This is a genomic window from Kocuria sp. UCD-OTCP (assembly GCF_000349605.1).
Lineage (GTDB): Bacteria > Actinomycetota > Actinomycetes > Actinomycetales > Micrococcaceae > Kocuria > Kocuria rosea.
On record NZ_AOSQ01000001.1, the window covers coordinates 230,597 to 254,872 of the forward strand.

18 protein-coding genes and 1 pseudogene are annotated in these 24,276 nt (G+C 69.2%); 8 read left to right on the forward strand and 11 right to left on the reverse strand.

The window, feature by feature from the left end; genetic code table 11:
- Positions 1-194: 194 nt before the first annotated feature.
- A complete protein-coding gene (locus H488_RS20425; RefSeq protein WP_031282208.1) occupies positions 195-1,196 on the reverse strand; it encodes a D-2-hydroxyacid dehydrogenase in 1,002 nt (333 codons plus the stop codon).
- A gap of 65 nt (positions 1,197-1,261) precedes the next feature.
- Here H488_RS20425 and H488_RS20430 point away from each other — a divergent pair, with 65 nt between their 5' ends.
- Genes H488_RS20430 through H488_RS20440 form a run of 3 tightly spaced genes read left to right on the forward strand, consistent with a single transcriptional unit; the run spans position 1,262 to position 7,100 of the window.
- Complete coding sequence (locus H488_RS20430; RefSeq protein WP_031282210.1) at positions 1,262-2,542, forward strand: aspartate aminotransferase family protein; 1,281 nt, start codon at positions 1,262-1,264, stop codon at positions 2,540-2,542.
- Between the two features lie 8 nt (positions 2,543-2,550).
- Positions 2,551-5,613 (forward strand): FAD-binding and (Fe-S)-binding domain-containing protein, encoded by a 3,063-nt coding sequence (locus H488_RS20435; protein ID WP_081615666.1) that lies wholly within the window; start codon positions 2,551-2,553, stop codon positions 5,611-5,613.
- Positions 5,610-7,100, forward strand: a complete 1,491-nt coding sequence (locus H488_RS20440; RefSeq protein ID WP_017831936.1) for an NAD-dependent succinate-semialdehyde dehydrogenase — start codon at positions 5,610-5,612, stop codon at positions 7,098-7,100. The genes H488_RS20435 and H488_RS20440 overlap by 4 nt, the downstream gene beginning before the upstream one ends.
- Positions 7,101-7,327: 227 nt before the next feature.
- Here H488_RS20440 and H488_RS20445 read toward each other — a convergent pair whose 3' ends face one another.
- Positions 7,328-7,990, reverse strand: coding sequence for a GntR family transcriptional regulator (locus H488_RS20445; protein ID WP_017831937.1), 663 nt, complete (start codon positions 7,988-7,990; stop codon positions 7,328-7,330).
- Between the two features lie 762 nt (positions 7,991-8,752).
- Here H488_RS20445 and H488_RS20455 point away from each other — a divergent pair.
- Complete coding sequence (locus H488_RS20455; protein ID WP_017831939.1) at positions 8,753-10,168, forward strand: amidase; 1,416 nt, start codon at positions 8,753-8,755, stop codon at positions 10,166-10,168.
- Positions 10,169-10,391: 223 nt separating this feature from the next.
- Positions 10,392-11,795 carry an MFS transporter gene (locus H488_RS20460; protein WP_017831940.1) on the forward strand — a complete coding sequence of 468 codons (1,404 nt, stop codon included), beginning with the start codon at positions 10,392-10,394 and terminating at the stop codon, positions 11,793-11,795.
- Positions 11,796-12,032: 237 nt separating this feature from the next.
- Here the strand turns inward: H488_RS20460 and H488_RS20465 are convergent, their stop codons facing one another.
- The 4 genes from H488_RS20465 to ald all read right to left on the reverse strand — a co-directional run bounded on the left by H488_RS20465 (position 12,033) and on the right by ald (position 17,148).
- Positions 12,033-13,235, reverse strand: a complete 1,203-nt coding sequence (locus tag H488_RS20465) for a M20 family metallopeptidase (RefSeq protein ID WP_017831941.1) — start codon at positions 13,233-13,235, stop codon at positions 12,033-12,035.
- Between the two features lie 36 nt (positions 13,236-13,271).
- Positions 13,272-14,564, reverse strand: coding sequence for an aminotransferase-like domain-containing protein (locus H488_RS20470; RefSeq protein WP_017831942.1), 1,293 nt, complete (start codon positions 14,562-14,564; stop codon positions 13,272-13,274).
- 7 nt (positions 14,565-14,571) lie between these two features.
- A complete protein-coding gene (locus tag H488_RS20475; protein WP_017831943.1) occupies positions 14,572-15,708 on the reverse strand; it encodes a M24 family metallopeptidase in 1,137 nt (378 codons plus the stop codon).
- A gap of 321 nt (positions 15,709-16,029) precedes the next feature.
- On the reverse strand, positions 16,030-17,148 hold the full coding sequence (ald, locus tag H488_RS20480; RefSeq protein ID WP_031282217.1) for an alanine dehydrogenase: 1,119 nt from the start codon (positions 17,146-17,148) through the stop codon (positions 16,030-16,032).
- A gap of 121 nt (positions 17,149-17,269) precedes the next feature.
- Between ald and H488_RS20485 the strand changes: the two genes are divergently transcribed.
- On the forward strand, positions 17,270-17,767 hold the full coding sequence (locus H488_RS20485) for an Lrp/AsnC family transcriptional regulator (RefSeq protein ID WP_017831945.1): 498 nt from the start codon (positions 17,270-17,272) through the stop codon (positions 17,765-17,767).
- Between the two features lie 247 nt (positions 17,768-18,014).
- Here the strand turns inward: H488_RS20485 and H488_RS20490 are convergent, their stop codons facing one another.
- Complete coding sequence (locus tag H488_RS20490; RefSeq protein ID WP_017831946.1) at positions 18,015-18,467, reverse strand: hypothetical protein; 453 nt, start codon at positions 18,465-18,467, stop codon at positions 18,015-18,017.
- Positions 18,468-18,984: 517 nt separating this feature from the next.
- Complete coding sequence (locus H488_RS20495) at positions 18,985-19,863, reverse strand: helix-turn-helix transcriptional regulator (protein ID WP_031282220.1); 879 nt, start codon at positions 19,861-19,863, stop codon at positions 18,985-18,987.
- A gap of 197 nt (positions 19,864-20,060) precedes the next feature.
- On the opposite strand from H488_RS20495, the gene H488_RS20500 reads away from it, so the two are divergent.
- Positions 20,061-20,930 (forward strand): SDR family oxidoreductase, encoded by an 870-nt coding sequence (locus H488_RS20500; protein ID WP_031282223.1) that lies wholly within the window; start codon positions 20,061-20,063, stop codon positions 20,928-20,930.
- A gap of 304 nt (positions 20,931-21,234) precedes the next feature.
- Here the strand turns inward: H488_RS20500 and H488_RS20505 are convergent, their stop codons facing one another.
- Both H488_RS20505 and H488_RS20510 read right to left on the reverse strand, forming a co-directional pair.
- On the reverse strand, positions 21,235-21,942 hold the full coding sequence (locus tag H488_RS20505; RefSeq protein WP_017831949.1) for an RraA family protein: 708 nt from the start codon (positions 21,940-21,942) through the stop codon (positions 21,235-21,237).
- Between the two features lie 135 nt (positions 21,943-22,077).
- Complete coding sequence (locus tag H488_RS20510) at positions 22,078-22,695, reverse strand: LysE family translocator (protein ID WP_017831950.1); 618 nt, start codon at positions 22,693-22,695, stop codon at positions 22,078-22,080.
- Positions 22,696-22,828: 133 nt separating this feature from the next.
- Here H488_RS20510 and H488_RS20515 point away from each other — a divergent pair, with 133 nt between their 5' ends.
- Positions 22,829-23,140, forward strand: coding sequence for an Lrp/AsnC family transcriptional regulator (locus H488_RS20515; RefSeq protein WP_017831951.1), 312 nt, complete (start codon positions 22,829-22,831; stop codon positions 23,138-23,140).
- Positions 23,141-23,281: 141 nt separating this feature from the next.
- On the opposite strand, the pseudogene H488_RS36900 reads toward H488_RS20515, so the two are convergent.
- Positions 23,282-24,276 (reverse strand): annotated as a pseudogene (locus tag H488_RS36900) (IS3 family transposase); the annotation flags it as partial.

Sequence of the window (24,276 nt, forward strand, 5' to 3'; positions counted from 1 at the left end):
GGACACACGTGCTGTGTTCAGGGTCTACGAGCTCCCGCTCAGGGTCGCGGTCGAGTGACCATGATGGTTGAGGCGTGATCGGCGGTTCAATGTGAAGAAGCGGGGCCGGGAGGATTCCCGGCCCCGCTCTCGTTTCGTCTTTCTGCGCGCTCTACTGTCATTCAGGTCTGCGCGGGGATACTAGCTCCCGCGCCTCAGGCCCGGCGCACGTAACCCAGCTGCTTGTCCACCTGGTTGACCAGCTCCTCGCCGGTACACCAGCGAGTGAGGTTCTGTACGAACTGGTCCGCCAGCGTGTTTCGCCAACCGACGACGTCCCCGCTCATGTGCGCGGACACATGCACGTTGTCCATCTGCCAGAACGGATGCTCGACAGGCAACGGCTCCTCATCGAAGACATCCAGCGACGCGGCCGCAATCTGGCCCTCTCGCAGGGCCTGGACCAGGGCCGGCTCGTCAACCAACGCGCCCCGGCCCACGTTCACCACATGGGCGGTGGGCTTCATCCGGGCCAGCACATCCGCGCCGAGCAGACCGCGGGTGTCCTCCGTCAGGGGAGCGATGAGCACGAGGTGGTCCGCCCATCCGGCGTGCTCGGCCAGCTCCGCGCTGGGGACAACGGTCCCGAAGTCCGCGTCCTCCCCCCGCGCAGTGCGCCCGGCACCTCGCACCTCCAGGCCGAGGGCGCGCAACAGCCGGGCCGTGGCACGCCCGATCCCGCCCGTACCGACCACGAGCGCGTTTTGCCCCGCGCTGCGCCTTACCTCGCGATGCTGCCAGACAGACCGGCGCTGAAGCTCCTTGCTGGTGTGCAGCTGCTTGTCGTGGGCGAGCACCGAGGCCAGGACGAATTCCGCGATGGGCCCGTCGAAGGCGCCGTGGGCGTTGGTGACTTGGACGGAGGAGTCCCGCAGCTCGTCGAAGAGCAGGGAGTCCACGCCCGCGGCGGCCACGTGGACCCACTCCAGGGAGTCGGCGTAAGACCAGGCGTCACGCAAGGCTGGGGAGAAGAAGTCCCAGACGAACAAGACCTGGGCCCCGGGCAGGGCCCCAGAAAGACCCTCCGCATCAGTCCACACCACATCGGCGTGATCCTCGAAATCCAAGGCGTTGTAGGGGGCGCTCGTGCCGGGTGCCGTGAGCACGACAACTTTCGGGCGACGCTGAGAGGGCTGGGACTGCGCTGTCTCTTCCATGGGCCCACTGTAAGACCCCGGACGATTGTTGACAATAAGTCGATCCGTTGGGAAGAATGTGAGCCATGACATCTCTGAGCCCCGTACTCAAGCAGGCGACCCCCGTGGTCGTGGACCACGCCCTGGGCAGCTGGATCTATGGCACTGACGGCCGGGACTACCTGGACTTCACCACCGGCATCGGTGTCACCAGCACCGGTCACTGTCACCCCAAGGTGGTGGCGGCTGCTCGGGAGCAGGTCGGCAAGATCATCCACGCCCAGTACACGACCGTGATGCACCAGCCTTTGCTGCAGCTCACCGAGAAGCTCGGCGAGGTGCTTCCGGAGGGGCTGGACTCCGTGTTCTACGCCAACTCCGGCTCCGAAGCCGTCGAGGCCGCCATCCGTCTGGCGCGCATGGCCACGGCCCGGCCGAACATCGTCGTCTTCCAGGGTGGTTTTCACGGTCGCACCGTGGCCGCGGCCTCCCTCACCACGGCCGGCACGAAGTTCTCGGCCGGATACGCGCCGCTGATGGCCGGGGTGCACATGTCGGCGTTCCCCTACGCCTACCGCTACGGCTGGGACGAGGCCACGGCCGTGGCTTTCGCCCTCCAGGAGCTGGACTACCTGTTGAAGACCCGCACCGCGCCCAACGACACGGCGGCGTTCCTGATCGAGCCCGCCCTGGGCGACGGCGGCTACCTGCCAACCCCGCCGGCCTTCATGGAGGGGTTGCGGGAGCGCGCCGACCGGTACGGCATCCAGCTGATCTTCGACGAGGTGCAGGCCGGCGTCGGGCGCACGGGCAAGTTTTGGGGCCACCAGCACTCCACCGCCACTCCGGACATCATCATCACGGCCAAGGGCGTCGCCTCCGGCTTCCCCATTTCGGCCATCGCCGCCTCCACCGAGACCATGTCCAAGGCCTGGCCGGGCTCCCAGGGTGGCACCTACGGCGGCAACGCGGTCTCCGCCGCCGCCGGCGTGGCCACCCTCGAGGTGGTCAAGGAGGAGGGTCTGGTGGAGAACTCGCGGGTGCGCGGCGACCAGTTGCAGGCCGGGCTGATCCAGATCCAGGAGCGCTTCCCCGTGATCGGCAACGTCCGCGGCCTCGGCCTGATGCAGGGCATCGAGTTCACCGCCCAGGACGGCACCCCGGACGCCGCGACGGCCGCGGCCGTCCAGCAGGCCACCACGGAGCAGGAACTGCTCACCCTCACCTGTGGGCCGGAGGGCAACGTGGTGCGCCTCATCCCCGCCCTCGTGGTCACCGAAGAGGAAGTTTCCCTTGGGCTGGAGCGCTTCGAGGCCGCTGTGGCCGCTGTGGTCGGTGCTGTCCCTGCGGGCACGACGGGAGCCTGAAAGCACGCATGAGCGAAGCCACCGTTCCCGCCCTCCCCGACGTCGTAGCCTCTGGCACGGCAGCTGCTGCCGCCCGCAGGGAGGCCGCCGTCGACCCCGCTGTGCTGGGCCTCCTCGCCGCGGCGGGGGTAGCGGCGGACTCCTCGCCGCGCCGGCTGGCCGAGTACGCCTATGACGCCTCCAACTATCGGGTGCCCCCGCTGGCCGTGGTGTTCCCACGGACCGTGGAGGAGGTGCTGGCCGCGGTGGCGGCCTGCCGGGAGACCGGTACTGCGCTGATCGGTCGCGGCGGGGGCACGTCCATGGCGGGCAACGCCGTGGGCCCCGGGGTGGTGCTGGACTTCTCCCGCTACCTGAACCGCATTCACGGCATTGACGAGGCCTCGGGCACGGTGGACGTGGACCCGGGCGTGGTCCTGTCGGACCTCACTCGGGAGGTGGAGCGCGCCACCGGCAACCGTTCCACCTTCGCCCCGGACCCCTCCTCGAAGAACCGGGCCACCGTGGGCGGGGCCATCGGCAACGACGCGTGCGGCAACCACTCCGTGCGCTACGGTCGCACTTCCGACCACGTGGTGGAGATCGACGTTGTCACCACCGACGGCGCGCGGCTGACGGCCACCACCACGGGTCTGCGCGCCACCGATCCGTCCGACGACGCGTCGGCCGCCCGTGCGGCCGAGCTGACGGAGTCGCTGACGCGGCTGGCGCGGGAGAACCTCGCCGCCTTCCGCGTCGAGCTCGGCCGGATCCAGCGGCAGGTCTCCGGGTACCACCTGGAGAACCTGCTGCCGGAGAAGAAGTTCAACATGGCCCGCGCGCTGGTGGGCTCGGAGGGCACCTGCGCCGTGGTGGTCCGCGCCCGGATGAAGCTCGTACCCAAGCCTGCCAGCGCGCTGCTGGTGTGCCTGGGCTACGAGGACGTCGTGGAGGCCGCACGGGACATCACCACCATCCTCGAGTTCTCGCCCGCCGCGGTGGAGGGCACCGACGAGGCCATCGTGGAGACCATGCGGTTCCGGCGCGGAGCGGGCTCCGTGCTGGGCCTGCCCGCCGGACGGGCCTGGTTGTTCGTGGATCTCGACGGATCCGAGCCCGAGGCGGTGGCCGCCGAGGCCGACCGCCTGCTGGCGAGGCTGGCCGAGAACGGCCGACTTGTGGAGGGTCGGGCCGTGCCCGACCTCGTGGAGCGCGCCTCGCTGTGGCGCGTGCGCGAGGACGGGGCGGGTTTGTCATCCCGGCTGGCCAGCGGCGGGGAGTCCTGGCCCGGTTGGGAGGACTCGGCCGTGGCCCCGGAGGACCTCGCGGACTACCTCGCGGACCTGCGCGTCCTGCTGGCCGAACACGACCTGGACGGGGTGATGTACGGCCACTTCGGCGCCGGGTGCATGCACATCCGCATCACCTTCGACTTGCGCACCGAGGCCGGGCGGGAAGTCTTCCGCCGTTTCACCCGCGAGGCCGCCGAGCTGGTGGTCCGCCACGGCGGGTCGCTGTCCGGCGAGCACGGGGACGGGCGCGCCCGCTCGGAGCTGCTGCCGATCATGTACTCCCCGACGGTGCTCGCGGCCTTCGCCCGGTACCGCCGCCTGTGGGACCCGTCGGAGATCCTCAACCCCGGCTCGATGACGGCCCCGGACCCGATGGACGCCCACCTGGCGCTGGAGGGCATCCCGGCGCGGGAGTGGCGCACAAGTTTCGATCTGCGCCCGGTCGGCAGGCACGGCGGCGGATCGCTGGTGGAGACCGACGATCCGGCCACCGCCCATGGCGCGGGCACCGACCCGTGGGTGCACGCCGTCCAGGGCTGCATCGGCGTGGGTCGCTGCCGCGCGGACACCGGGGGGGTGATGTGCCCCAGCTACCGGGCCACCCGGGACGAGAAGGACTCCACCCGCGGCCGGGCGCGGGTGCTCCAGGACATGGTCCGCGGTGCGGCCACCGTGCAGGAGGGCTGGCGCTCGGAGGAGGTGCGGGAGGTCCTGGACCTGTGCCTGTCCTGCAAGGCCTGCGCCACCGACTGCCCGGCCGGGGTGGACATGGCCACCTACAAGTCCGAGTTCGTCGACCACTACTACCAGGGCCGACTCCGTCCGATCTCGCACTTCTCCCTGGGCTGGTTGCCGCGTTGGCTCAAGCTCACCGGGCGGATCGCCCCGCTGGTCAACGCGGTACTGGCCACGCCCCTGGCCAAGGTCGCCGCCGTCGTGGGTGGGCTCACCACGAAGCGCACCATGCCGCGCTTCGCCGGGGCGAGGGAGTGGCGCCGGGAGGTCACGGCCGCCGGCGCGCAGCAGCCGGGCGCCGGTACCGCGCTGCTGTTCGTGGACACCTTCACCCGGGGCTTCCGCCCCGAGGTGGCCGGTGCCGCCGCCCGCGTGCTCGCCGACTCCGGGGAGACCGTGGAGTGCTCCGCCGACGCCTGCTGCGGGCTCACCTGGATCTCCACCGGCCAGCTGGGCACCGCCAAGAAGCTGCTGTCCCGGGCCGCGGAGGCCCTCGACGACGGCACGGACCGCCCGATCGTGGTCGTGGAGCCCAGCTGCGCCGCGGCTCTGCGGAAGGACCTGCCCGAGCTCGTCCCCACGGAGCAGGCGCGGCGGGTCGCCGCCCGGGTGCGCAGCTTCGCGGCGCACACGGCCGAGCGCGCCGCGGGCGGGTGGACCCCGTCCCCGGCCCGCCCCGTCCCCGAGCAGGTGGTGCTGCAGACCCACTGCCACGAATACTCGGTGTTCGGTGCGGCCGGCCAGCGTGCCGCGCTCACCGCCGCGGGCGTAACCGATGTGGTCGACGCCGCCGGCTGCTGTGGCGTGGCCGGCAACTTCGGCTTCGAGAAGCAGCACTACGACGTCAGCATGCAGGTCGCCGAGAACGCCCTGGCACCGGCCCTGCGCGGCACGGGGGCCGAGACCGCCGTGCTCACCGACGGCTTCTCCTGCGCCATGCAGATCAACCAACTCGACGCCACCAGACCGGGCCTGCACCTGGCCCAGATCCTGGACCCGGGCCCGCCGCAGCCGGCCGCCTCCGACAGAACCCGCTCCACGACCCCGAAAGAGGACACCCCATGACCACCAATGTCAACGCCTCCCGCACCTCCCAGCAGGCCCTCGACGCCGTCGGCAAGGTCAGCACCGGTCTGTTCATCGACGGCCAGTGGTGCGAGGCCGCCTCCGGCAAGCGCTTCGACGTCGTCAACCCGGCCACCGAAGAGGTCATCGCCACGGTCGCCGACGGCGGCACCGAGGACGCCCAGCGCGCCATCGAGACCGCCGGCCGCGCCCAGAAGGACTGGGCGAAGACCCCGCCCCGGGTGCGCAGCGAGATCCTGCGCCGCGCGTATGACATCATCATGGACCGCCAGGACGAACTGGCCCTGATCATGACCACGGAGATGGGCAAGCCCTTCGCCGAGGCGAAGGGTGAAGTGGCCTACGCGGCCGAGTTCTTCCGCTGGTTCTCCGAGGAGGCCGTGCGCATCGGCGGCGACCAGACCACCACCGGTGACGGCAAGAACCGGATCCTGGTGTCCAAGGAGCCGGTGGGCCCGTGCGTGCTGGTCACCCCGTGGAACTTCCCGCTGGCGATGGGCACCCGCAAGATCGGCCCGGCCATCGCCGCCGGCTGCACCATGGTGTTCAAGCCCGCGAACCTCACTCCGCTGTCCTCCCTCGCCCTGGTGGACATCCTCGTGGAGGCCGGCCTGCCCGAGGGCGTGCTGAACGTGATCTGCACCTCCAAGGCCTCCTCCGTAGTGGGCCCCTGGATGTCCAGCGGCATCGCCCGGAAGATCAGCTTCACCGGTTCCACCGAGGTGGGCGTGCGCCTGCTCGAGCAGGCCGCCCAGCACGTGATGCGCTCCTCCATGGAGCTCGGGGGCAACGCCCCGTTCGTGGTGTTCGAGGACGCGGACCTGGACCGTGCCGTGGAAGGCGCCGTCGCCGCGAAGATGCGCAACATGGGCGAGGCCTGCACCGCCGCGAACCGCCTGTTCGTCCAGCGCTCGATCGCGGACGAGTTCTCGAAGCGGCTCGCCGCGCGCCTGGGCTCGCTGTCCGTCGGCGACGGCGCGCAGGACGGCACCGACGTCGGCCCCCTCGTCGAGGAAAAGGCCCTGGCCAAGGTGCAGGAGCTGGTGGACGACGCGGTGTCCAAGGGCGCCACGGTCGTCTGCGGCGGGTCCCGTCCGGACGGGCCGGGCTACTTCTACTCGCCGACCGTCCTGTCCGACGTGGACCCCACCGCGCAACTCATGAACGAGGAAATCTTCGGCCCCGTGGCCCCCGTGATCCCGTTCGACACGGAGGAGGAGGTCGTCCGCATGGCCAACGACACCCCGTGGGGCCTGGTGGGCTACCTCTTCACCCAGGACATCGATCGCGGCTTCCGGGTGGGCGACGCCCTCGAGGTCGGCATGCTCGGGCTCAACGCGGGCATCGTCTCGAACCCCGCGGCACCCTTCGGCGGCATCAAGGCCTCCGGGCTCGGCCGGGAGGGCGGCCGCGTCGGCATCGAGGAATTCCTCGAGACCAAGTACATGGCCGTCCCCCGCGGCTGACGCAACGGCCCGGTGCGCCGGGCCCCGCACGCGCGGGTGCTCCTCGCCCGACTGTCCTGGCCGGGCAAGGAGCACCCGCGCGTTTCGGGTACAACTGGATGCGTTCTCGTCTGCCCTCTGCCCGGTGCCCACCCGTGGGTGACTCAGGGGCGGGCGGATGGGTCGGTCGGTGTCGACTGGACTAGGACCGGCTCCGGAGAGTCCCGGACGTGAGTGGTGCTCTCCTGTCAGCCCTCGGAGGGACTCAGGCGGCCGATGGCGTCCTCCATGTGGTCCAGGAGCAGCCGATCGGCGCGCTCCACATCGGATCGTCCGATCGCCTCGGCGATGCCCCGGTGCTCGTCCAGCCGGAAGATGTGGGAGTTGTACCGGCTCTCCAGCGCGGTGATGCACATACGGGTCTCCACCATGAGCGTGGTGTGCATCCGGGAAAGCCGGGCACTGCCGGCAAGGGCCACGAGCAGCGCGTGGAACTCCACGTCCGCCTCGGTGAGCGCGTCCGTGTCATTCTGCGCGACCGCAGCCGTCATCGTCCGCACCACCTCGAGGAGTCGTTCACCCGCGTGCTCAGCGTCGACCTGGATGGCTCGCATCGCGGCCGCCCGCTCCACCGCGGTGCGCGCCAGGTACATATCCCGCACATCGTCGTCCGTCACCTCGATGACGAACACGCCCCGGTTCCTGATGCTGACCAGCAGGCCCTCCTGGGTGAGTCGCTGCATGGCTTCCCGCAGGGGCCCGCGGCTCACACCCAGGCGGCGGCTGAGCTCGGCCTCGTTCAACTGCTGACCAGGCACCAGGTCGCCCTCGCCGATGGCCCGGCGCAGTTGCCGTGCGATGAGGGCAGGCGTCGTCTCCTGGACCACCGGTTGAAGTATGGAGCTGGTCATGGTGCCTCCGACCATGGGTAACCGTGCTGGACAAGGATATTGTTCACAATCATATCCCGAAGCGGACTAGAGCGAGGGCTGCACGGTGTCCCGATTTCGCTTCCCCTGCAGTGCTCCGCGCCTTCTGATGACCCGCTGGGCACCTTGACATTCCCCGTGCCCACCGCCTGTGACCTGCTCCGATACGCACGTCCGGGTGCCGGTTGTGGGCGACCCTGCGGAGGAAGGGTGTCGAGACTGCGGTAGGCGGTCTTCAGGCTCATTCTCAGTGGTTCCGGAGCCGTGCCGACACTCCGCGGCGCGCCTCATGCCTTCCCCTTGTTGCCTAGCTCACATCAACACCATATGCTTCTTGTAGACAATCGTACGACGGTGGGATGGTGATCGCGTGTTTCCCAGTGCGCTCCCCGATGTGCCCATCCTGGACCGCTCGTTCACTGCTGACCGTGCGGCCGAGGTCCCTGGGGCAGTCAGCCGATTTCAGGACGCTACTGCTGGGCTGTGGCCTATCGGCGACTGCCATGGAGGAGCATGCCCGTGCCGTGCGGGCGCCCGGCCCGGCCACGGGGACCTGGCGGGCGGCGGTGATCCGGGCCGGCGTGGTCTTCCCTTTTCTCTCGTGGCCTCTCAGCCTGACGTCCGCGGACCACGTCGTCTCGGATGCCTTGCTCTTCGTTCCGCAGGGCGGCAAGTCTCCCGCGACCACCCGGAGTGGCCCCATCGTGGTCCCCGTTCGACCGACTTCGACCTAAAAGGAAGACCATGACTGATTTGACGGAACTCACGGCGCTCGAGCTGTTGGACGGCTACCGCCGGGGCAGCTTCTCCCCGGTCGACGCCACGCGGGCCGCACTGCGAACCATCGACGAGCTGGACGGTGCAGTGAACGCCTTCGTGTCCGTGGACCACGAGCAGGCCCTGCAGGCGGCCGCCGAATCGGAGAAGCGATGGCACGCGGGGGAGCCGCTGGGCCCCGGCGACGGGGTCCCCACGTCCATCAAGGACATCTTCTACACCCGGGGCTGGCCCACGCTGCGCGGCACCCGGCTCATCGAAGCGAACCGGCCGTGGGAGGAGGACGCCCCCTGTGTGGCCCGGTTGCGCGAGACCGGTGCCGTGCTCCTCGGCAAGACCACCACCCCGGAGTTCGCGTGGAAAGGGGTCACCGACTCCCTGCGCCACGGCTCGACCGGCAACCCATGGGGCGCTGACCTGACCTCGGGGGGGTCCAGCGGCGGCAGCGCCACGGCCGTGGGTATGGGCATGGGGCCCTGGTCCGTGGGAACGGACGGCGGTGGCTCTGTCCGGATCCCTGCCGCCTTCACCGGCACGGTGGCGATCAAGCCCACCTACGGCCTCATTCCGATGTTTCCGGCCAGTCCTTTCGGCACGCTCGCCCACGCCGGTCCCATGACCCGCACCGTGGCTGATGCCGCCCTGCTGCTGGACATCATCACGGGCTTCGACTCCCGTGACTGGTCTGCCCTGCCGACGCCCACCTGGTCCTTCCTGGAAGAGCTTGAGGGCGGGGTCGGCGGCCTGCGGATCGCTTTTTCGCCCACACTGGGGTTCGGGCAGAACGATCCCGAGATCGAGCGGCTCGTCCGCCGCGCCGCCGAGAGGTTTGTGGAGCTCGGTGCCGTGGTCGAGGAGGTGGACCCGGGTATTCAGGACCCGGTCGAGGCCTTTCATACCCTGTGGTTCGCCGGTGCCGCGAAGGTCCTGGAGGGTTATGGTCCCGGCGCGATGGACGAGGTGGACCCGGGGCTACGCCGCAGTATCGAGGAGCAGGGCGAGATCAGTGCCTCCGACTTCCTGGACGCCACGGCTGTGCGGATGGACCTGGGCGTGACCATGGGGCGCTTCCACGAAACCTATGACTTGTTGCTGACCCCCACCCTGCCGATCCCCGCTTTCCCCCGGGGCCAGGACGCGCCGGAGGGTTGGCACTCCCCGAACTGGACCAGCTGGACGCCGTACACCTACCCGTTCAACATGACCCAGCAACCGGCGGTGAGCGTGCCCTGCGGCCTCACCGGGGCGGGCCTGCCCGCGGGACTGCAGATCATCGGGCCCCGGCACGCGGACCGGATGGTGCTCCGCGCCGCCCAGGCATACGAGCAGGCGACCGCCTGGGGCACCCAGCCGCCCGCGCGGGCGGTGGTCAGCGGTGGCTGACGGCCGCCTCAGTCCCGGAGCACCACTGCGTCGGGTACCGCGCGGCATCCGACCACGGCCGCGCACGAGGGGAGGGGGCAAGCACCCCTGACCCCGGTGCACCAAAAGCACCACGACACCTGACGAATTGTTGACCATCATTCACGCGGGCTGTTCCGTTCAAGGCAAGCCCAGCACAACCGGGGCGCCAGCCGGTGCACCATCCGCACTCTTGGAGGATTCCATGAATTCACACCACGATCCTGGCCATTCCGGCGCCCGGCAGGACGGCCTGCCCCGCAACCCGGCAACAGGACGGCCCGAACCGGACGCCAAAACGGTCAACCGCGCCGTCGCAGCCTCCGCCATCGGCAACGCCACCGAGTGGTTCGACTACGGCGTGTACGCCGTGTCGGTCGTCTACATCACCCAGAACTTCTTCCCGGGCGAGTACGGCACCATCCTGGCGCTGAGCACCTTCGCATTCTCGTTCCTCGTCCGACCTCTGGGCGGCTTGTTCTGGGGACCGCTCGGAGACCGCCTCGGCCGCAAGCGCATCCTCGCGCTCACGATTATCCTCATGGCCGGGGCCACCTTCTGCATCGGTCTGATCCCCTCGGTGGAGACCATCGGGATCGCGGCCCCGATCCTGCTGATCCTGCTCCGCGCCGTGCAGGGCTTCTCCACCGGTGGCGAGTACGGCGGCGCCGCGACCTTCATGGCCGAATACGCCCCGGACAAGAAGCGCGGCTTCCTCGGCAGCTTCCTGGAGTTCGGCACGCTGGGCGGCTTCGCCCTCGGCTCGCTCATCGTCCTGTCGGGCGAGGGGGTGCTGGGCAACGAGGCCATGAGCGAGTGGGGCTGGCGCATCCCGTTCCTGCTCGCCGGACCCATGGGCCTGATCGGTCTCTACCTCCGGTCCCGCCTGGCGGACTCGCCCATCTTCCTGGAGCTGGAGGAGGCCGGCCACGCCGAGTCCTCCGCCGGGACGGCGCTCAAGGACCTGCTCACCCAGTACTGGCGTCCCATGCTCACGATGACGGGTCTGGTGATCGCGCTCAACGTGGTGAACTACACCCTGCTGAGCTACATGCCCACCTACCTGGAGGGTCAGACCGGCATGGACTCCCGGACCGTGCTGACCATCATGTTCGTCGCGCAGTTCGCGATGATGCTCGTCATCCCCTTCGCCGGGGCCCTGTCCGATCGGGTGGGGCGCAAACCCATGTGGTACGCCTCGCTGATCGGACTGTTCGTCCTGGCCATCCCCATGTACATGCTCATGGCCAACGGGTTCTGGTGGGCCCTTCTCGGGTTCGCGGTGCTCGGTCTGCTCTACATCCCGCAGCTGGCCACCATCTCCGCGACCTTCCCGGCCATGTTCCCCACCCACGTGCGCTACGCCGGCTTCGCGATCACCTACAACCTCGCGACCGCGGTCTTCGGCGGCACCGCCCCGCTCGCCAACGAAGCGCTCATCGAGGCCACCGGCACCCCGCTGGTTCCGGCGTTCTACATGATGGCAGCCTGCGTCGTTGGACTTATCGCGGTCCGCACCATGAAGGAGACCGTCGGCGCGTCCCTGCGCGGCACCGAGATCCCGGAGACGAAGCCGCAGGACATCATTCGCGCCCGGGCCCGGGCCTGACCTTCCACCTGGAGACCCCCGCACCTCGCTCCGAGGTGCGGGGGTCTCTGCCATCTCCGCCCACGGGCCGTGACTGCCACCGGCGCAGCGCAGGGCCCCAGGCGCATCATCGACACGGGATGACAGCTTCGGTGCACGGGAACGGCCTGTGCTTGGACTTCGAGACGTGGTGCGGCGGGGGACGTGGGTGTCCCGGTGACGCCGGAAGTCCCCCGCAAGCCAGGGAGGGAACTTCAGTCAGGCGCCGAGGAGCCGCAGCGCGGTGAGGGCGTAGGCGCGCGCGGCGAGGAGCAGTTCGTCCACGCCCACGGACTCGTCGACCTGGTGGGCCTGGTCATGGAGGCCGCCGGGGCCCATGACCACCGTGGGGACGCCGTGGTCCCGGGCGATGAAGCCGCCGTCGCAGGCCGCGGTCCACCCGCCCACCGACGCGGGGCCGCCGAGGTCGGCGACGGCGCCGTGCACGGCGGTGACCAGGGGGTGGTCGAGGTCCGTGCGGAACCCCGGCATGGCCATGGTGACCTCGATGTTCACGGAGATGCCGTCCCCCGTGATGCCGGCCGCGTCCACGGCCGCCACCAGGTCCGCGGCGAGCTGGTGCGGGTCCTCGTCGGGCATCAGCCGGCGGTCGAGCCACACCCGGCAGGACGGGGCGACCATCGAGGTGGTGCGCCCGCCCTCGATCCGCCCGACGTTCCAGGTGCCGGCGCCCAGCAGCGGATCGAGGTCCTGCTGCCGGCGGTCGTGGTCGGCGCGGACGAGCTCGAGCACCCGGGCAGCGGCGTCGATGGCGTTGCGTCCGTCCGCGGGCCGCCCGGAGTGCGCCGGCACCCCGGTGACCTCGAGCTCCAGGTAGGCGTCGCCCCGGCAGCCCACCACCGTCTGGAGGTCTGTGGGCTCGGCGACCACACAACCGCGGAAGCCCCGCCCGAGTCCCCGCCGCGTCAGGTGCCGGATCCCGAGTCCCAGGTCCTCCTCATCCACGGTGCAGGCCAACCGCACGGGGCCGCGCAGCTCCGCACCCGAGCGGCGCAGGGCGTCCATGGCCACGAGCACGGCCGCGAGCCCACCCTTCATGTCGGTGGACCCCCGCCCGTAGACCCGGCCGTCCTCGACGACGGAGCGGAACGGCTCCCGGCTCCACCCGGGCCCGGCGGGCACCACATCGGAGTGCCCGAGGAAGAGCAGGCCGGGCCCGTCCCCGACCGGTCCGCCGGGGGTCAGCTCGACGTCCACGTTCGGCCGGCCCGGGGCGGCCGGGTCGGTGCGGACCTCCAGCCCGCGGGCCCGGCCGGCCCGCTCCAGGACACGCGCGGTGCGCTCTTCGGTGCCGCCGGGGTTCTCCCCGCCGGCACCGACGAGCGCGCGGGTCAGCGCCACGACCTCGTCCGGGTCGACGAGGTCGAGAACGGCGCGCTCGAGCTCCTGTGCAGTCTGCATGATTCCTTTCAGACCGGGCTGCGCCCGCGTCGTCGTTCAGCGGTCGAGCTCCGCGCGGGCGATGTCCAGGGCGCGCGCCAGACGCTGCAGCCCCACCTCCGTGCGCTCCGGGGTGGTCGAGGCGAAGCAGAGTCGGAAGGCGTCCTCGAACCGGCCCGAGGGGGACAGCGCCGCCCCGGGGATGAAGGCGACGCCCTCGGCGAGGGCGATCTCGAACAGCCGCGAGGTGGATACCCTGGCGTCCTCGCCCTGGAGGGTCACCCAGAGGAAGAACCCGCCCTCGGGATCCGTGGTGGTCACCCGGGAGCCCAGGTGACGGGCGATCGAGGCGTCCATGGCCTGCTTGCGGCGGCGGTACTCCGTGCGCAGCCCGGCCAGGTGGTCGTCGTAGCCGCCCTGGCGCACGAAGCGCTCCACGATGTGCTGGGCGGGGACGTTCGTGCAGGTGTCCATGGCCTGCTTGCCGGCGATCAGCAGCTTGCGCAGCTTCGGGTCCGCGTCCACCCACCCCACGCGCAGCCCGGGGGCGAGGACCTTGGAGAAGGTCCGCACCGAGAAGACCAGGGGGTCGTCCGGGCTGATCTCGCGGAAGCCCGGGACATCCTGGCCGGCGAAGCGCAGGCCCCCGTACGGGTCGTCGTCGAGGATCATCGATCCCCACCGATGGGCCAGCTCCAGGATGCGGACCCTGCGGGCCTCGCTGAGGGTGGTGCCGGAGGGGTTCTGGAAGTTCGGGATGGTGTAGATGACCCGGGGGGTCCGGCCGGATTCGGCCACCAGGGTCTCCAGCGCGTCCACGTCCATGCCGTTTCGGTCCATCGGGACCTCGAGGATGTCCGCGCCGTAGCTCAGGGCCGTGCCGGAGCCGTTCGTGTAGGTGGGGCTCTCGACCACCACGAGGTCCCCGGGGTCCACGAACAGCTTGAACGCCAGGTCGAGACCCTGCATGCCCCCGGAGGTGATAACGAGGCGCTCGGGGCGGGTCGGCTCCGGGGTGGTCGAGTGGTGCTCTACCACCGTCTCGATCAGCCCGGGCTCTCCCTCGGTGGCCCCGTAGGTGAAGGAACTGTCGTCAAGGACCTCCGCGGCGATGCGGCGGAACTCGGCGGTGGGGATCACCTCGGCGGCGGGGGCGCCCATCGCGAAGCGGACGATGTCGTGGGTCTGGGCGGCCAGTAGGGAAGTGGAGGAGTCGATCACGGAGCCGACGAGTCCGTCGGCTCGCCGGGCCAGGGGCAACAGCCCCTGGCCCGGGTCCCCACTGATCCCGTGAGTGGGCTTGACGGCGAGGTTCTCGACCGTGGTGAGGTGTGTGGTGGTGGTCGTCATGGGTTTCTCACTTCCTGATGAGTGCTCGGGGGAACGAGGTGAAAGTCTCCACCCCGGTGCGCGTGACGCGCACGGACTCGGAGACCTCGTACCCGTACCCGGTCATCCACATGCCGCAGATGACGTGGAAGGTCATGTTCTCGGTCAGCACGGACTCGTCCTCCGTGCGGATGCTGATAGTGCGCTCCCCCCAGTCGGGTGGATAACCGATGCCGATGGAGTATCCGAGCCGGCTGTGCTTCTCCAGTCCGCGCTCTGCCAGCGACCAGTTCCAGGCCCTGGCCAGCTCCCGGACCGGCACACCTTCGGCCACGGTGTCCAGGACGGCCTGCAGACCCTCGCCCACGGCCGCCTCCAGGCGCAGCAGCTCGTCCGTGGGCGGGCCCAGCATCACCGTGCGGGCCAGAGGGACGTGGTAGCGCCGGTGCGCGCCGGCCAGCTCCACGACCACGGCGTCGCCCTCCCGCAGGACACGGTCGGACCATGTCAGGTGCGGGGTGTCGGCGGAGGCGCCCGTCGGCAGCATGGGCACGATCGCGGGGAAGTCGCCCCACGCGTCGTCGACGCCCTCGGCCTGGGCCCGGGCGATCTGGGCGGCCACCCGGTTCTGCGGGACACCGGGCTCGATCGCGTCGATCGCGGCCTGCATCGCTGCCGTGGTGACCCGGGCCGCGGTGCGCATGTACTGGATCTCGGCCTCCGACTTCACGGCACGCGCCCAGTTCACAAGCTCGAAGCAGTCAACGAGTGTCCACTCCGGCAGCGCGTTGACCAGGGAGCGGTACCCCTTGGGGGAGAAGAAGTGGGAGTCCATCTCGAGGCCGACGCACCCGCGGGCGGCCGGGGCGATCTGGCCGCGGCGGCGCAGATCGAACGCCACCCAGTCGAAGGGATGCAGATGGGGACGGTGGACGTAGCGCTCGGGATAGCCGACGATCTGATCCGGGGGCAGCCACGAGGTGCGGAAGGCCCCGTTGGCGTCCATCTCCCGCAAATAGAGGAGCATCTCGCCCTGTGCCGGCACGAACAGCATCTGCGGGGTGTAGAACGACCAGGCATCGTAACCGGTGAGGTAGAAGATGTTCGCGGGATCCGTCACGATCAGGGCGCCGAGTCCCTGATAGTCCATGCGCTCACGCACCATCACCAGACGCTGTGCGTACTCCTCAGCGGAAAAGAGAGACGCACGGACATCGGCGTTGCCCTGTCGATCCGGGACACCGAGGCCCAACTCTGTGATGTTGCCGGGGCCATGCTGCGATGTGGTCATAGCTCATCATCAAATCTGTCGTTCTTATTGTCAACAATAGACGGCTGGTTATGCCCTGGGCGACCGGTGCGGAAGTCATGGTCGTAAAGCTCTGCCGAGTCCTTGCTCAGCCGACCCCGTCAAAGTCCCGCACCCTTACTGGTGCTGCTAAGCGCGAGGAGCCTGGCCGATGGGGTTCACTTCAGTTCTATCCCGTCAGGCCGCGACCAGATCCTGCCGGTCGGTGTAGTCCAGGCCGTGGGCCTCGCTCACGGAGCGGTGGGTGACCCGCCCGGCGTGAACGTTGAGCCCGGCAGCCAGGGCCGGGTCGGCGGCCAGGGCGGCCTCGGCGCCCTTGTCGGCCAGGGCCACGGCGTAGGGGAGGGTGACGTTGGTCAGCGCGTAGGTGGAGGTGTTCGGCACGGCCCCGGGCATGTTGGCCACGCAGTAGAAGACCGTGTCGCGGACGCGGAAGGTGGGGTCCTCGTGGGTGGTGGGCCGGGAATCGGCGAAGCAGCCGCCCTGGTCCACGGCGATGTCCACCAGCACGCTGCCGGGCTTCATGGCCGCGACCATCGCGCTGGTCACCAGCTTGGGGGCCCTCGCCCCGGGGATCAGCACGGAGCCGATGACCAGGTCCGCCTCGGTCACGGCGCGCTCGACCTCGTAGGCGTTGGAGGCGATGGTCGTGAGGCGCCCAGCGTACCGGTCGTCGAGCTGCCGCAGGCGGTCGACGTTGATGTCGAGGATGCTCACGTCCGCGCCCAGGCCCACGGCCATGGCGGCGGCGTTGGTGCCGGCCACTCCCGCGCCCAGGACGGTGACCTTCGCCGGTCGCACCCCAGGCACCCCGCCCAGCAGCACGCCCTTGCCGCCGGCCGGGGCGGTCAAAGCCGCGGCCCCGGCCTGGACGGCCAGCCGCCCGGCGACCTCGCTCATCGGGGCCAGCAGGGGCAGGCGCCGATCCGCGGTCTGGACCGTCTCGTAGGCGATGGCGGTGACCCCGGCCTTCAGCAGTGCGGCCGTCAGCTCGGGCTCGGCGGCCAGGTGCAGGTAGGTGAACAGCACCAGACCCTCGCGGAAGCGGTGGTATTCGGAGGCCACCGGCTCCTTGACCTTCAGGACCATGTCGGCGCGGGCCCACAGCTCGTCCGCGTCGGCGAGGATCTGTGCGCCGGCAGCGGTGTAGGCGTCGTCGTCGATCCCCGAGCCGATCCCGGCCCCGGCCTCGACGAGGACCTCGTGGCCGTGGGTGACCAGCTCGTGCACGCCCGAGGCGGTGATGGCCACCCGGTACTCGTTGTTCTTTACTTCGCGGGGAACGGAGACAATCATGACGGACCTTCCGAAGAAACATGGACTAGACGAAGAAATCCTGGCGTATTCATGCCATCGCTGGAGGTAGAATTGCAGATTCTTCGAGAGTTCGTGCCAAATCTACAGAATGGTAGAAAAGGTGACCGGCATCACACAACCTTCGCCGCAGGATCGACGCCCGCCCTACGAGCTCGACGACCTCGACCGTCGCCTGCTGGAACTGCTGCGAGCCAACGCGCGGATGACCAACCAAGCCCTGAGCGAGAACCTCGGGGTGGCCCCCTCCACGTGCCTGGCGAGGATGAAGACCCTGCAGCGGGCCGGAGTAATCCGTCGCTTCACCATCGAGGTGGACCCCAGAGCATCGGGGCAGACCATCGAGGCGCTGATCAGCGTGCGCCTGCGCCCCGGAGCTCGTCAGCAAATGGCCGCCTTCGGCGAGAACTTGAAGAAGGTGCCGGAAGTTACCCAGTTCTTCTTCGTCGGCGGAGTGGACGACTTCCTGATTCACGTCATCACGCGGGACACCGACCACATCCGCCAATTCGTGCTCGAACACCTGTCCTCGAACCCAATCGTGGCTGCCACCCAGACCAGTCTGATTTTCGAGCATGTGACAGGTCTCGATGCTCTCTGAATAACGAGCCACGACGACGGCAGGGCACGCCGTTCCTGTGCACAGGCAAGACGAAGTAGGTGTATCCGCGAGCTTGGAAGCCGGTCAGCCACTATCACCGTGTCTTGCTGTTTATGGCACAGCTATGGCGAGGCCGCCTGGTCCATGCGGACGTGAAATTAAGGATTCCCTGGGTGTCGCGTCAGCACTTCAGGGGCTCGACTCTACATATGACCTGTATTAGTCGCGGATTCGATTGAGGAATTGATCAGTCGACACTAATGCTGGTGTTCTGGGCGGTCAGGATGAGGTCCCATCCGGTGCTTCCGCGCACGACGGTGGCGTGCTTGATCGTGTCGTCACCATCCATCCAGTGCAGCTCGTGGCCGCTGACGGCTGCTTGGTAGCCGCACTGCCGGGCCACCCAGGCGCCTTCTGCCAATGCCTTGACGTGGCTTTCGGGCCAGGTCAAGTGAGCCACTGCTGCGCAGACGGCCACGACGAGACTGCTCAGCATGGCCACCACACCCAGAATTGGGGGAAGCCAGGGGAGCCAGGTGAGGCCCACGGACAGGGGCATGCCGATCAGTGCGATCGCGGCCGGGTTGTTCCACCATGTCGGCTCCGGCGATCGGGGGGTTGGCGCGATGTTGGGAAAGACCCGCACCGTCGTGTCGGTGGTGGGACGGTGCGGGTCGTCGAAGGACTGCTGCAGGCTCACAGGGGGCTCCAGAGGGCAAACGGGAACAAATGCAGATGGCGATGGGTCAAGGAAGCACGAGGATGATGGCGGCCAGCGGCACGGTGGCTGGCACGGACCCTCCCTTTCGGTTTATCACCGACTGCGGCCAAACTCCTCAGCGGGAGACCGTTGGTTTGCTCACACGTACCGGCCGGTCTCACCGACCCCTAGTCTCAGCATCGGCGCTTGAACAAACCGGCGTCGAGGTCGGGAAGGTGGGACGGGGCCAGAGCGACCATGCCATCCCGGACCGGGCACCGAATTCCCGCTTGCGGCTCAGCCCACCGCTTTACATATGGCCGGTTACCGGCCGGTCAGCCTTGGGGGCTGATGCTGGCGTGGGCTCAGGTGTCCTGAGCGGAGCGGTTTGACCCTGCAGTCGACTGGTGTGTCGGGTGGCTTCGGTTCGGTCTGTCAGCCGCACGGCCGAGCAGTATCTGGTGCTGCCACCGGTCAGGTGAGACTCGATCGGGCGAGGGCGGGCGGGCTTTTGGGCTCACACGGCGCCGGTGGTCTCGGCCGGTTGCGGGTGAGTGGCGGCCCAGCTGGCCAGGAGCTTGATTGCGTCCTCGGAGCCGGTGCCGGGTTGCGGGCTGTAGACGTTGAGGGACAGTCCGGTGTCGGCGGAGATGTCCATGGCCTCAAAAAGCAGATGGAGTTCCCCGACGACGGGGTGGTGGAAGTGCTTGGTGCCGGTGGTGTGGGCGCGCACGTTGTGGGCGGCCCACCGGGTGCGGAAGTCCAGGCTGCGGGTGGAGAGTTCCCCGATCAGATCGGTCAGTGCCCGGTCGTAGGGGTCCCGGCCTGCGGCGGTGTGCAGGATCGCCACGGTGTTATCAGCCGCCCACTGCCAGTCGTGATAGAAATCCCGTGCTCGGTCGTCGAGGAAGATGAAGCGGGCGTGGTTGGCCGGACGGTGCGCGGTGTCGTAGAGCGGAGCGAACAGGGCCGCCCCCAGCGGGTTGGTCGCCAAGATGTCCAGACGCCCGTTACCCACATACGCTGGAGCGCCCGTGATCGCGTCCAGGGCCAAGCGCACCCCCGGGCGCACCTGCTGCTTGGGGTCGGGGTGACGGCGGGGCCGGCCGCCCTGGCCGGCGGTGCGGGCCAGATTGAGCAGGTGGGCGTGTTCGGTCTCGTCCAGCTGCAGCGCACGGGCGATCGCCTCGAGCACCTCTTCGGAGACCCCGGCGAGGTTGCCGCGCTCCAAGCGGGTGTAGTACTCGATGCTCACCCCGGCCAGGGCCGCGACCTCCCCGCGGCGCAGCCCCGGTACCCGTCGGGTGCCCCCGTAGGCGGGCAGCCCGGCCAGTTCCGGGGTGATCCTGGCCCGACGGGTGGTCAGGAACTCGCGCACTTCGGCTCGGTGGTCCATGCCGTCAACGCTAGGTCTCCCGGGTCGGGTCAGGGAGTCCCTGCCAGTACCCCTTACCCGCTGTACCCCTCACAGCAGGGACTCCCACACCGGGCCGATCTGCGGTGTCGTAGACCGTGTCCCCGGGGAACCGGGCTGAGAAGCCCCACCCGGTGGGCGTCCGACACCACTTCCCACGAACGAAGGATCTGATGATCATGAGCGAGCAGAACACGACGCAGAGGCCCGGCCGGCAGGTCTGGTTCATCACCGGAGCCGGGCGCGGTATGGGCGTGGACATCGCCAAGGCTGCCCTGGCCGCCGGCCACGCCGTGGTCGCCACCGCCCGCGACGCCGCGAAGGTCACCGCGGCGATCGGGGAGCAGGCGAATCTGCTGGCCGTGTCGCTGGACGTCACCGACCCGGACGCATCGAAGGCCGCCGTCGAGGCCGCGGTGGAGCGCTTCGGGCGCATCGACGTGCTGGTCAACAACGCCGGGAACTTCTACGCCGGCTACTTCGAAGAGATCAGTCCCGAGCAGTTCCGGGCCCAGATGGAGACCAACTTCTTCGGCCCGCTCAACGTCACCCGCGAGATCCTGCCCGTGATGCGTGCCCAGCGTTCCGGTCACGTCATCACCATCACCTCGGCTGCGGGCATCATCGGCCAGGAGTTCTGCGCCGCCTACGCCGCCTCGAAGTTCGCCCTGGAGGGGTGGATGGAGTCCCTGCGCTACGACCTCGCCCCGTACGGGATCGACACCACCATCGTGGAGCCGGGCTTCTTCCGCACCGAGCTGCTCGTGGAGGGCGCCTCGTCGATCTGGCCGGAGCTGTCCATCGACGACTACGCCGAGCGGACCGCTGCGACCATCACCGCTTGGAAGTCCATGAACGGTCAGCAGGGCGGGGACCCCGCCAAGCTCGGGGCGGCTCTGGTCACCATCGCCGCCCTGGACACCCCGCCGCTGCGGTTCGTGGCCGGCGCCGACGTGCTCGCCGGTGTGGAGCAGAAGGCTCAGCTGCTTTTGGACCAGGTCGACGCCCACCGGGACCTGTCCTCGGCCATGGCCATCGACAACGCCTAGGAAACCATGAGGAGATCCCGGTCGATCATCGCCCTGGCCGCGACGATCGCGATCACCCGCACTGGAGTCGAGACTCGGTCCCTGGAGCAGCGTGTTGCAGTCGCAGTTCCTTGCGGGTGCTCTGCGACGGGAGCTGCGGTCACGCTTCTGCCGGGCGGATGATTGCTGATGGATTGTAGGTGGGTGAACAGCTCGACGCTATCCGCGTTACATATGGCGGATTTAGAGGTCGCTTCAGAGTGAGGTGCTTATGGCCTCTGTCATGGGTTCTTGCTGCTGCGCTTCGAGCGCCTATACCTGACGGTTACTCCTCGATCACTCCGCCGATGGCGCGCAGGTGCTGTCGGAAGGTGATTCCTGTGCCGGTGCTGCGGGCTGCCATGTACTCGTGCAGGTGGACCTGGTGTCTGAGGGCGCTGCCCTGGAGCATCCGCGCTGCCTGGGTCCGTTCCGTGTCACGGATGGCCGTGGCCGCCTCGGCCACCTCGGCTGCCCGGTCCAGGGGCAGGAACAGCACGCCGTCGTCGTCGCCGAGTACGACGTCGGCGGCGGTGACCTCGTGTGGGCCGCTCCTGGCCGAGGCGAGGGCGGCTGGATGCCGGGGATCGAGGCGCTGGGGGCCTGCGGGCAGTGCCCCCAGGCTGAAGACGGGCAGGCGGATGGTCCTCAACTCCGTCGTGTCGCGGTGGAGTCCCCAGATCACGATGCCGGCCAGGCCCGCCCGGTGTGCTTCCAGGGCCACCAGATCACCCACGCAGGCTTCGTCGCCCCTACCTGCGTTGTCGACCACGAGGACATCGCCGGGTCGGGCCTCGTCGATGGCTTCCAGGAAGACATCGACGCTGCCGGCGTGGCGGGCCGGACGTACCCGGCCCACCAGGTGGGTGCCGCTCCACAGCGGGATGGTGCCCGCCGGTGCGCAGCGCACCGCGATGCCCAGGCGCATGCAGGCATCGGCGACGTGCGGGGTGGTGAGGTCCAGAAAGGTCCGGTGCAACTGCTCAGGGTGCATGAGTGAGATCTCCTTGTACGTGACGGGATTCGAGGTTCGGGGCGGCGTGAGCGGTGACGCGAACCCGGCCGGTGGTGAGCCCGAAGGCGTCCTGCCAGTTCATCACCTGGGCATCGGCGCCTTCTGCCGGGGTGGTCAGTGGAGCAGTTGTTCGGCCAGGAGCACGATGCCGATGGCGATCATCGCCGCCCCGGAGGCTCTGGTCACCGCCCGTGCTGCGGCCGGGCGGGCTCGCAGCACCCGGCGGGCCCCGGCCCCGACCCCGGTGTAGACCACCGCGCAGCTGGCCACGTGCACCAGCCCCAGCACCAAAATCTGGGCCGCGGTGGGCCAGGGGGCGGCGGGGTCGACGAACTGCGGCAGCAGGGCGAGGAAGAGCAGGAACACCTTGGGGTTCAACCCGCTGATGCCCAGGCCCTTGACGGCCTGGCGCGCCCAGGACCCAGCCTCGACCCCGGCAGCGGCTCCCGGAGCCGGCGGATGGGTCAGCATCCCCAAGCCCAACCACACCAAGTACCCCGCCCCCACTACGGTCAGGGCGGTGAGCACTGCCGGGGCCCCGGCCACCAGGGCACCGACCCCGGCGGCCACCACCACGGTGGCCAGCAGGTGCCCGGTGAGCATTCCGCCCACGGCCGGGAGCAGGCAGCGGTGACGCAACCCGGCGGCAATCGCATACGCCCAGTCCGCCCCCGGGGTGAGCACGAACAGCACGGACACCGCCCAGAACGCGGCGAGAGTGGTCACGGCCATGGGTCTCCAGGTCTCCTTCACGGGGGTGGAACCCGGTGAACCCGGGATCCTGGAAGGAAGACTAGGCAAGAACACCCCGAAAGTGCTTCCAACTTCTTACTGCCAATGCCCCGTATGGGGAAGAATCGTGGCCATGGACGGTGTCGATCGGGAGATTCTTGCGCAGCTGCAGCAGGACGGGCGGATGAGCCTGACCGAGCTGGCCGGACGGGTGGGATTGAGTGTCTCGCCCTGCCACCGACGGTTGCGCGCGATGGAGGCCTCCGGGGTGATCAGCGGTTACCGGGCGCAACTGGACGCCCAGGCCCTCGGGCTGAGCTTCGCGTCCTTGGTGTTCGTCACCATGCGCTCCGCCGACCGCGAGACCTTGGAGGCCTTCGAGGGCGCGGTGGCCACGGTCCCGCACATCATCCAGGCCCAGCGGCTGGGACTGATGCACCGATAGGTGACAGGTTGGGTCAGGCAGCCTGAAGGGCTGGTGTGGTCATGATGGTCTCGTACTCGATGGGGGTCAATCTCCCGAGCGCGGCTTGGCGTCGCCTCCGGTGATAGGNGGGACTGATGCACCGATAGGTGACAGGTTGGGTCAGGCAGCCTGAAGGGCTGGTGTGGTCATGATGGTCTCGTACTCGATGGGGGTCAATCTCCCGAGCGCGGCTTGGCGTCGCCTCCGGTGATAGGTGCGTTCGATCCAGACCACGATCGCCATCCGCAGCTCCTGGCGAGTGGCCCAGCGACGGCGGTCCAGGACGTTCTTCTGCAGTAGTGCGAAGAAGCTCTCCATGGCCGCGTTGTCGCCGGCGGCGCCGACGCGGCCCATCGAGCCGACCATGTCGTGTCCGTGCAGAGCCCGGACGAACTTCCTGGATCTGAATTGAGATCCGCGGTCGGTGTGCAGGATGCAGCCGGCGGTCTGTCCTCGCCTCGCGACAGCGCTGCGCAAGGCGTCGACGGCCAGGCGGGACTTCATCCGGGAGTCGATGGAGTAACCCACGATCCGGTTGGAGTGCACGTCCTTGATGGCGCAGAGGTAGAGCTTGCCTTCGGCGGTCTTGTGCTCGGTGATGTCGGCCAGCCACAACTGGTTCGGCCGGTTGGCGGTGAAGTCGCGCTCGACGAGGTCGTCATGGACCAGCGAACCTGGCTTGCCGTTCTTGCCGCGTTTCTTGCCGAACGCCGACCACCAGCCATTGGCGGAGCAGATCCGCCATGCGGTGCGGTCGCAGGCGGTATGGCCGGCGTCGCGGGCCTCGTCGGCCAGGTAGCGGTAGCCGAACTCCGGGTCGTCGCGGTGGGCGTCGAACAGAGCGTTGGCCAGGTAGGCCGCCTCGAGCTCGGCGTCGGTCACCGGGTCGGCCAGCCAGCGGTAGTAGGGCTGCCGGGCGATCTTGAGCACCCGACACGTCACCGCGACGGGGATCCCGTCGGCGGCCAGCTCACGGACGAGCGGGTACATCATTTTCCCGGCAGATTGGCCTGCGACAGGTAGGCGGCAGCGCGGCGCAGGACCTCGTTCTCCTGCTCGAGCAGACGGATCCGCTTCTTCGCCTCTCGCAGCTCAACGTTCTCGGCCGCCGGCGT

What these genes read in the sequence shown, in the direction of transcription:
- H488_RS20440 (WP_017831936.1), top strand. Translation starts at nt 5,610, where the DNA reads ATGACCACCAATGTCAACGCCTCCCGCACCTCCCAGCAGGCCCTCGAC.
- H488_RS20435 (WP_081615666.1), top strand. Translation starts at nt 2,551, where the DNA reads ATGAGCGAAGCCACCGTTCCCGCCCTCCCCGACGTCGTAGCCTCTGGC.
- H488_RS20425 (WP_031282208.1), bottom strand. Translation starts at nt 1,196, where the DNA reads ATGGAAGAGACAGCGCAGTCCCAGCCCTCTCAGCGTCGCCCGAAAGTT.
- H488_RS20495 (WP_031282220.1), bottom strand. Translation starts at nt 19,863, where the DNA reads ATGGACCACCGAGCCGAAGTGCGCGAGTTCCTGACCACCCGTCGGGCC.
- ald (WP_031282217.1), bottom strand. Translation starts at nt 17,148, where the DNA reads ATGATTGTCTCCGTTCCCCGCGAAGTAAAGAACAACGAGTACCGGGTG.
- H488_RS20430 (WP_031282210.1), top strand. Translation starts at nt 1,262, where the DNA reads ATGACATCTCTGAGCCCCGTACTCAAGCAGGCGACCCCCGTGGTCGTG.
- H488_RS20515 (WP_017831951.1), top strand. Translation starts at nt 22,829, where the DNA reads ATGGACGGTGTCGATCGGGAGATTCTTGCGCAGCTGCAGCAGGACGGG.
- H488_RS20500 (WP_031282223.1), top strand. Translation starts at nt 20,061, where the DNA reads ATGAGCGAGCAGAACACGACGCAGAGGCCCGGCCGGCAGGTCTGGTTC.
- H488_RS20465 (WP_017831941.1), bottom strand. Translation starts at nt 13,235, where the DNA reads ATGCAGACTGCACAGGAGCTCGAGCGCGCCGTTCTCGACCTCGTCGAC.
- H488_RS20470 (WP_017831942.1), bottom strand. Translation starts at nt 14,564, where the DNA reads ATGACGACCACCACCACACACCTCACCACGGTCGAGAACCTCGCCGTC.
- H488_RS20455 (WP_017831939.1), top strand. Translation starts at nt 8,753, where the DNA reads ATGACTGATTTGACGGAACTCACGGCGCTCGAGCTGTTGGACGGCTAC.
- H488_RS20505 (WP_017831949.1), bottom strand. Translation starts at nt 21,942, where the DNA reads ATGCACCCTGAGCAGTTGCACCGGACCTTTCTGGACCTCACCACCCCG.
- H488_RS20460 (WP_017831940.1), top strand. Translation starts at nt 10,392, where the DNA reads ATGAATTCACACCACGATCCTGGCCATTCCGGCGCCCGGCAGGACGGC.
- H488_RS20445 (WP_017831937.1), bottom strand. Translation starts at nt 7,990, where the DNA reads ATGACCAGCTCCATACTTCAACCGGTGGTCCAGGAGACGACGCCTGCC.
- H488_RS20510 (WP_017831950.1), bottom strand. Translation starts at nt 22,695, where the DNA reads ATGGCCGTGACCACTCTCGCCGCGTTCTGGGCGGTGTCCGTGCTGTTC.
- H488_RS20475 (WP_017831943.1), bottom strand. Translation starts at nt 15,708, where the DNA reads ATGGTGCGTGAGCGCATGGACTATCAGGGACTCGGCGCCCTGATCGTG.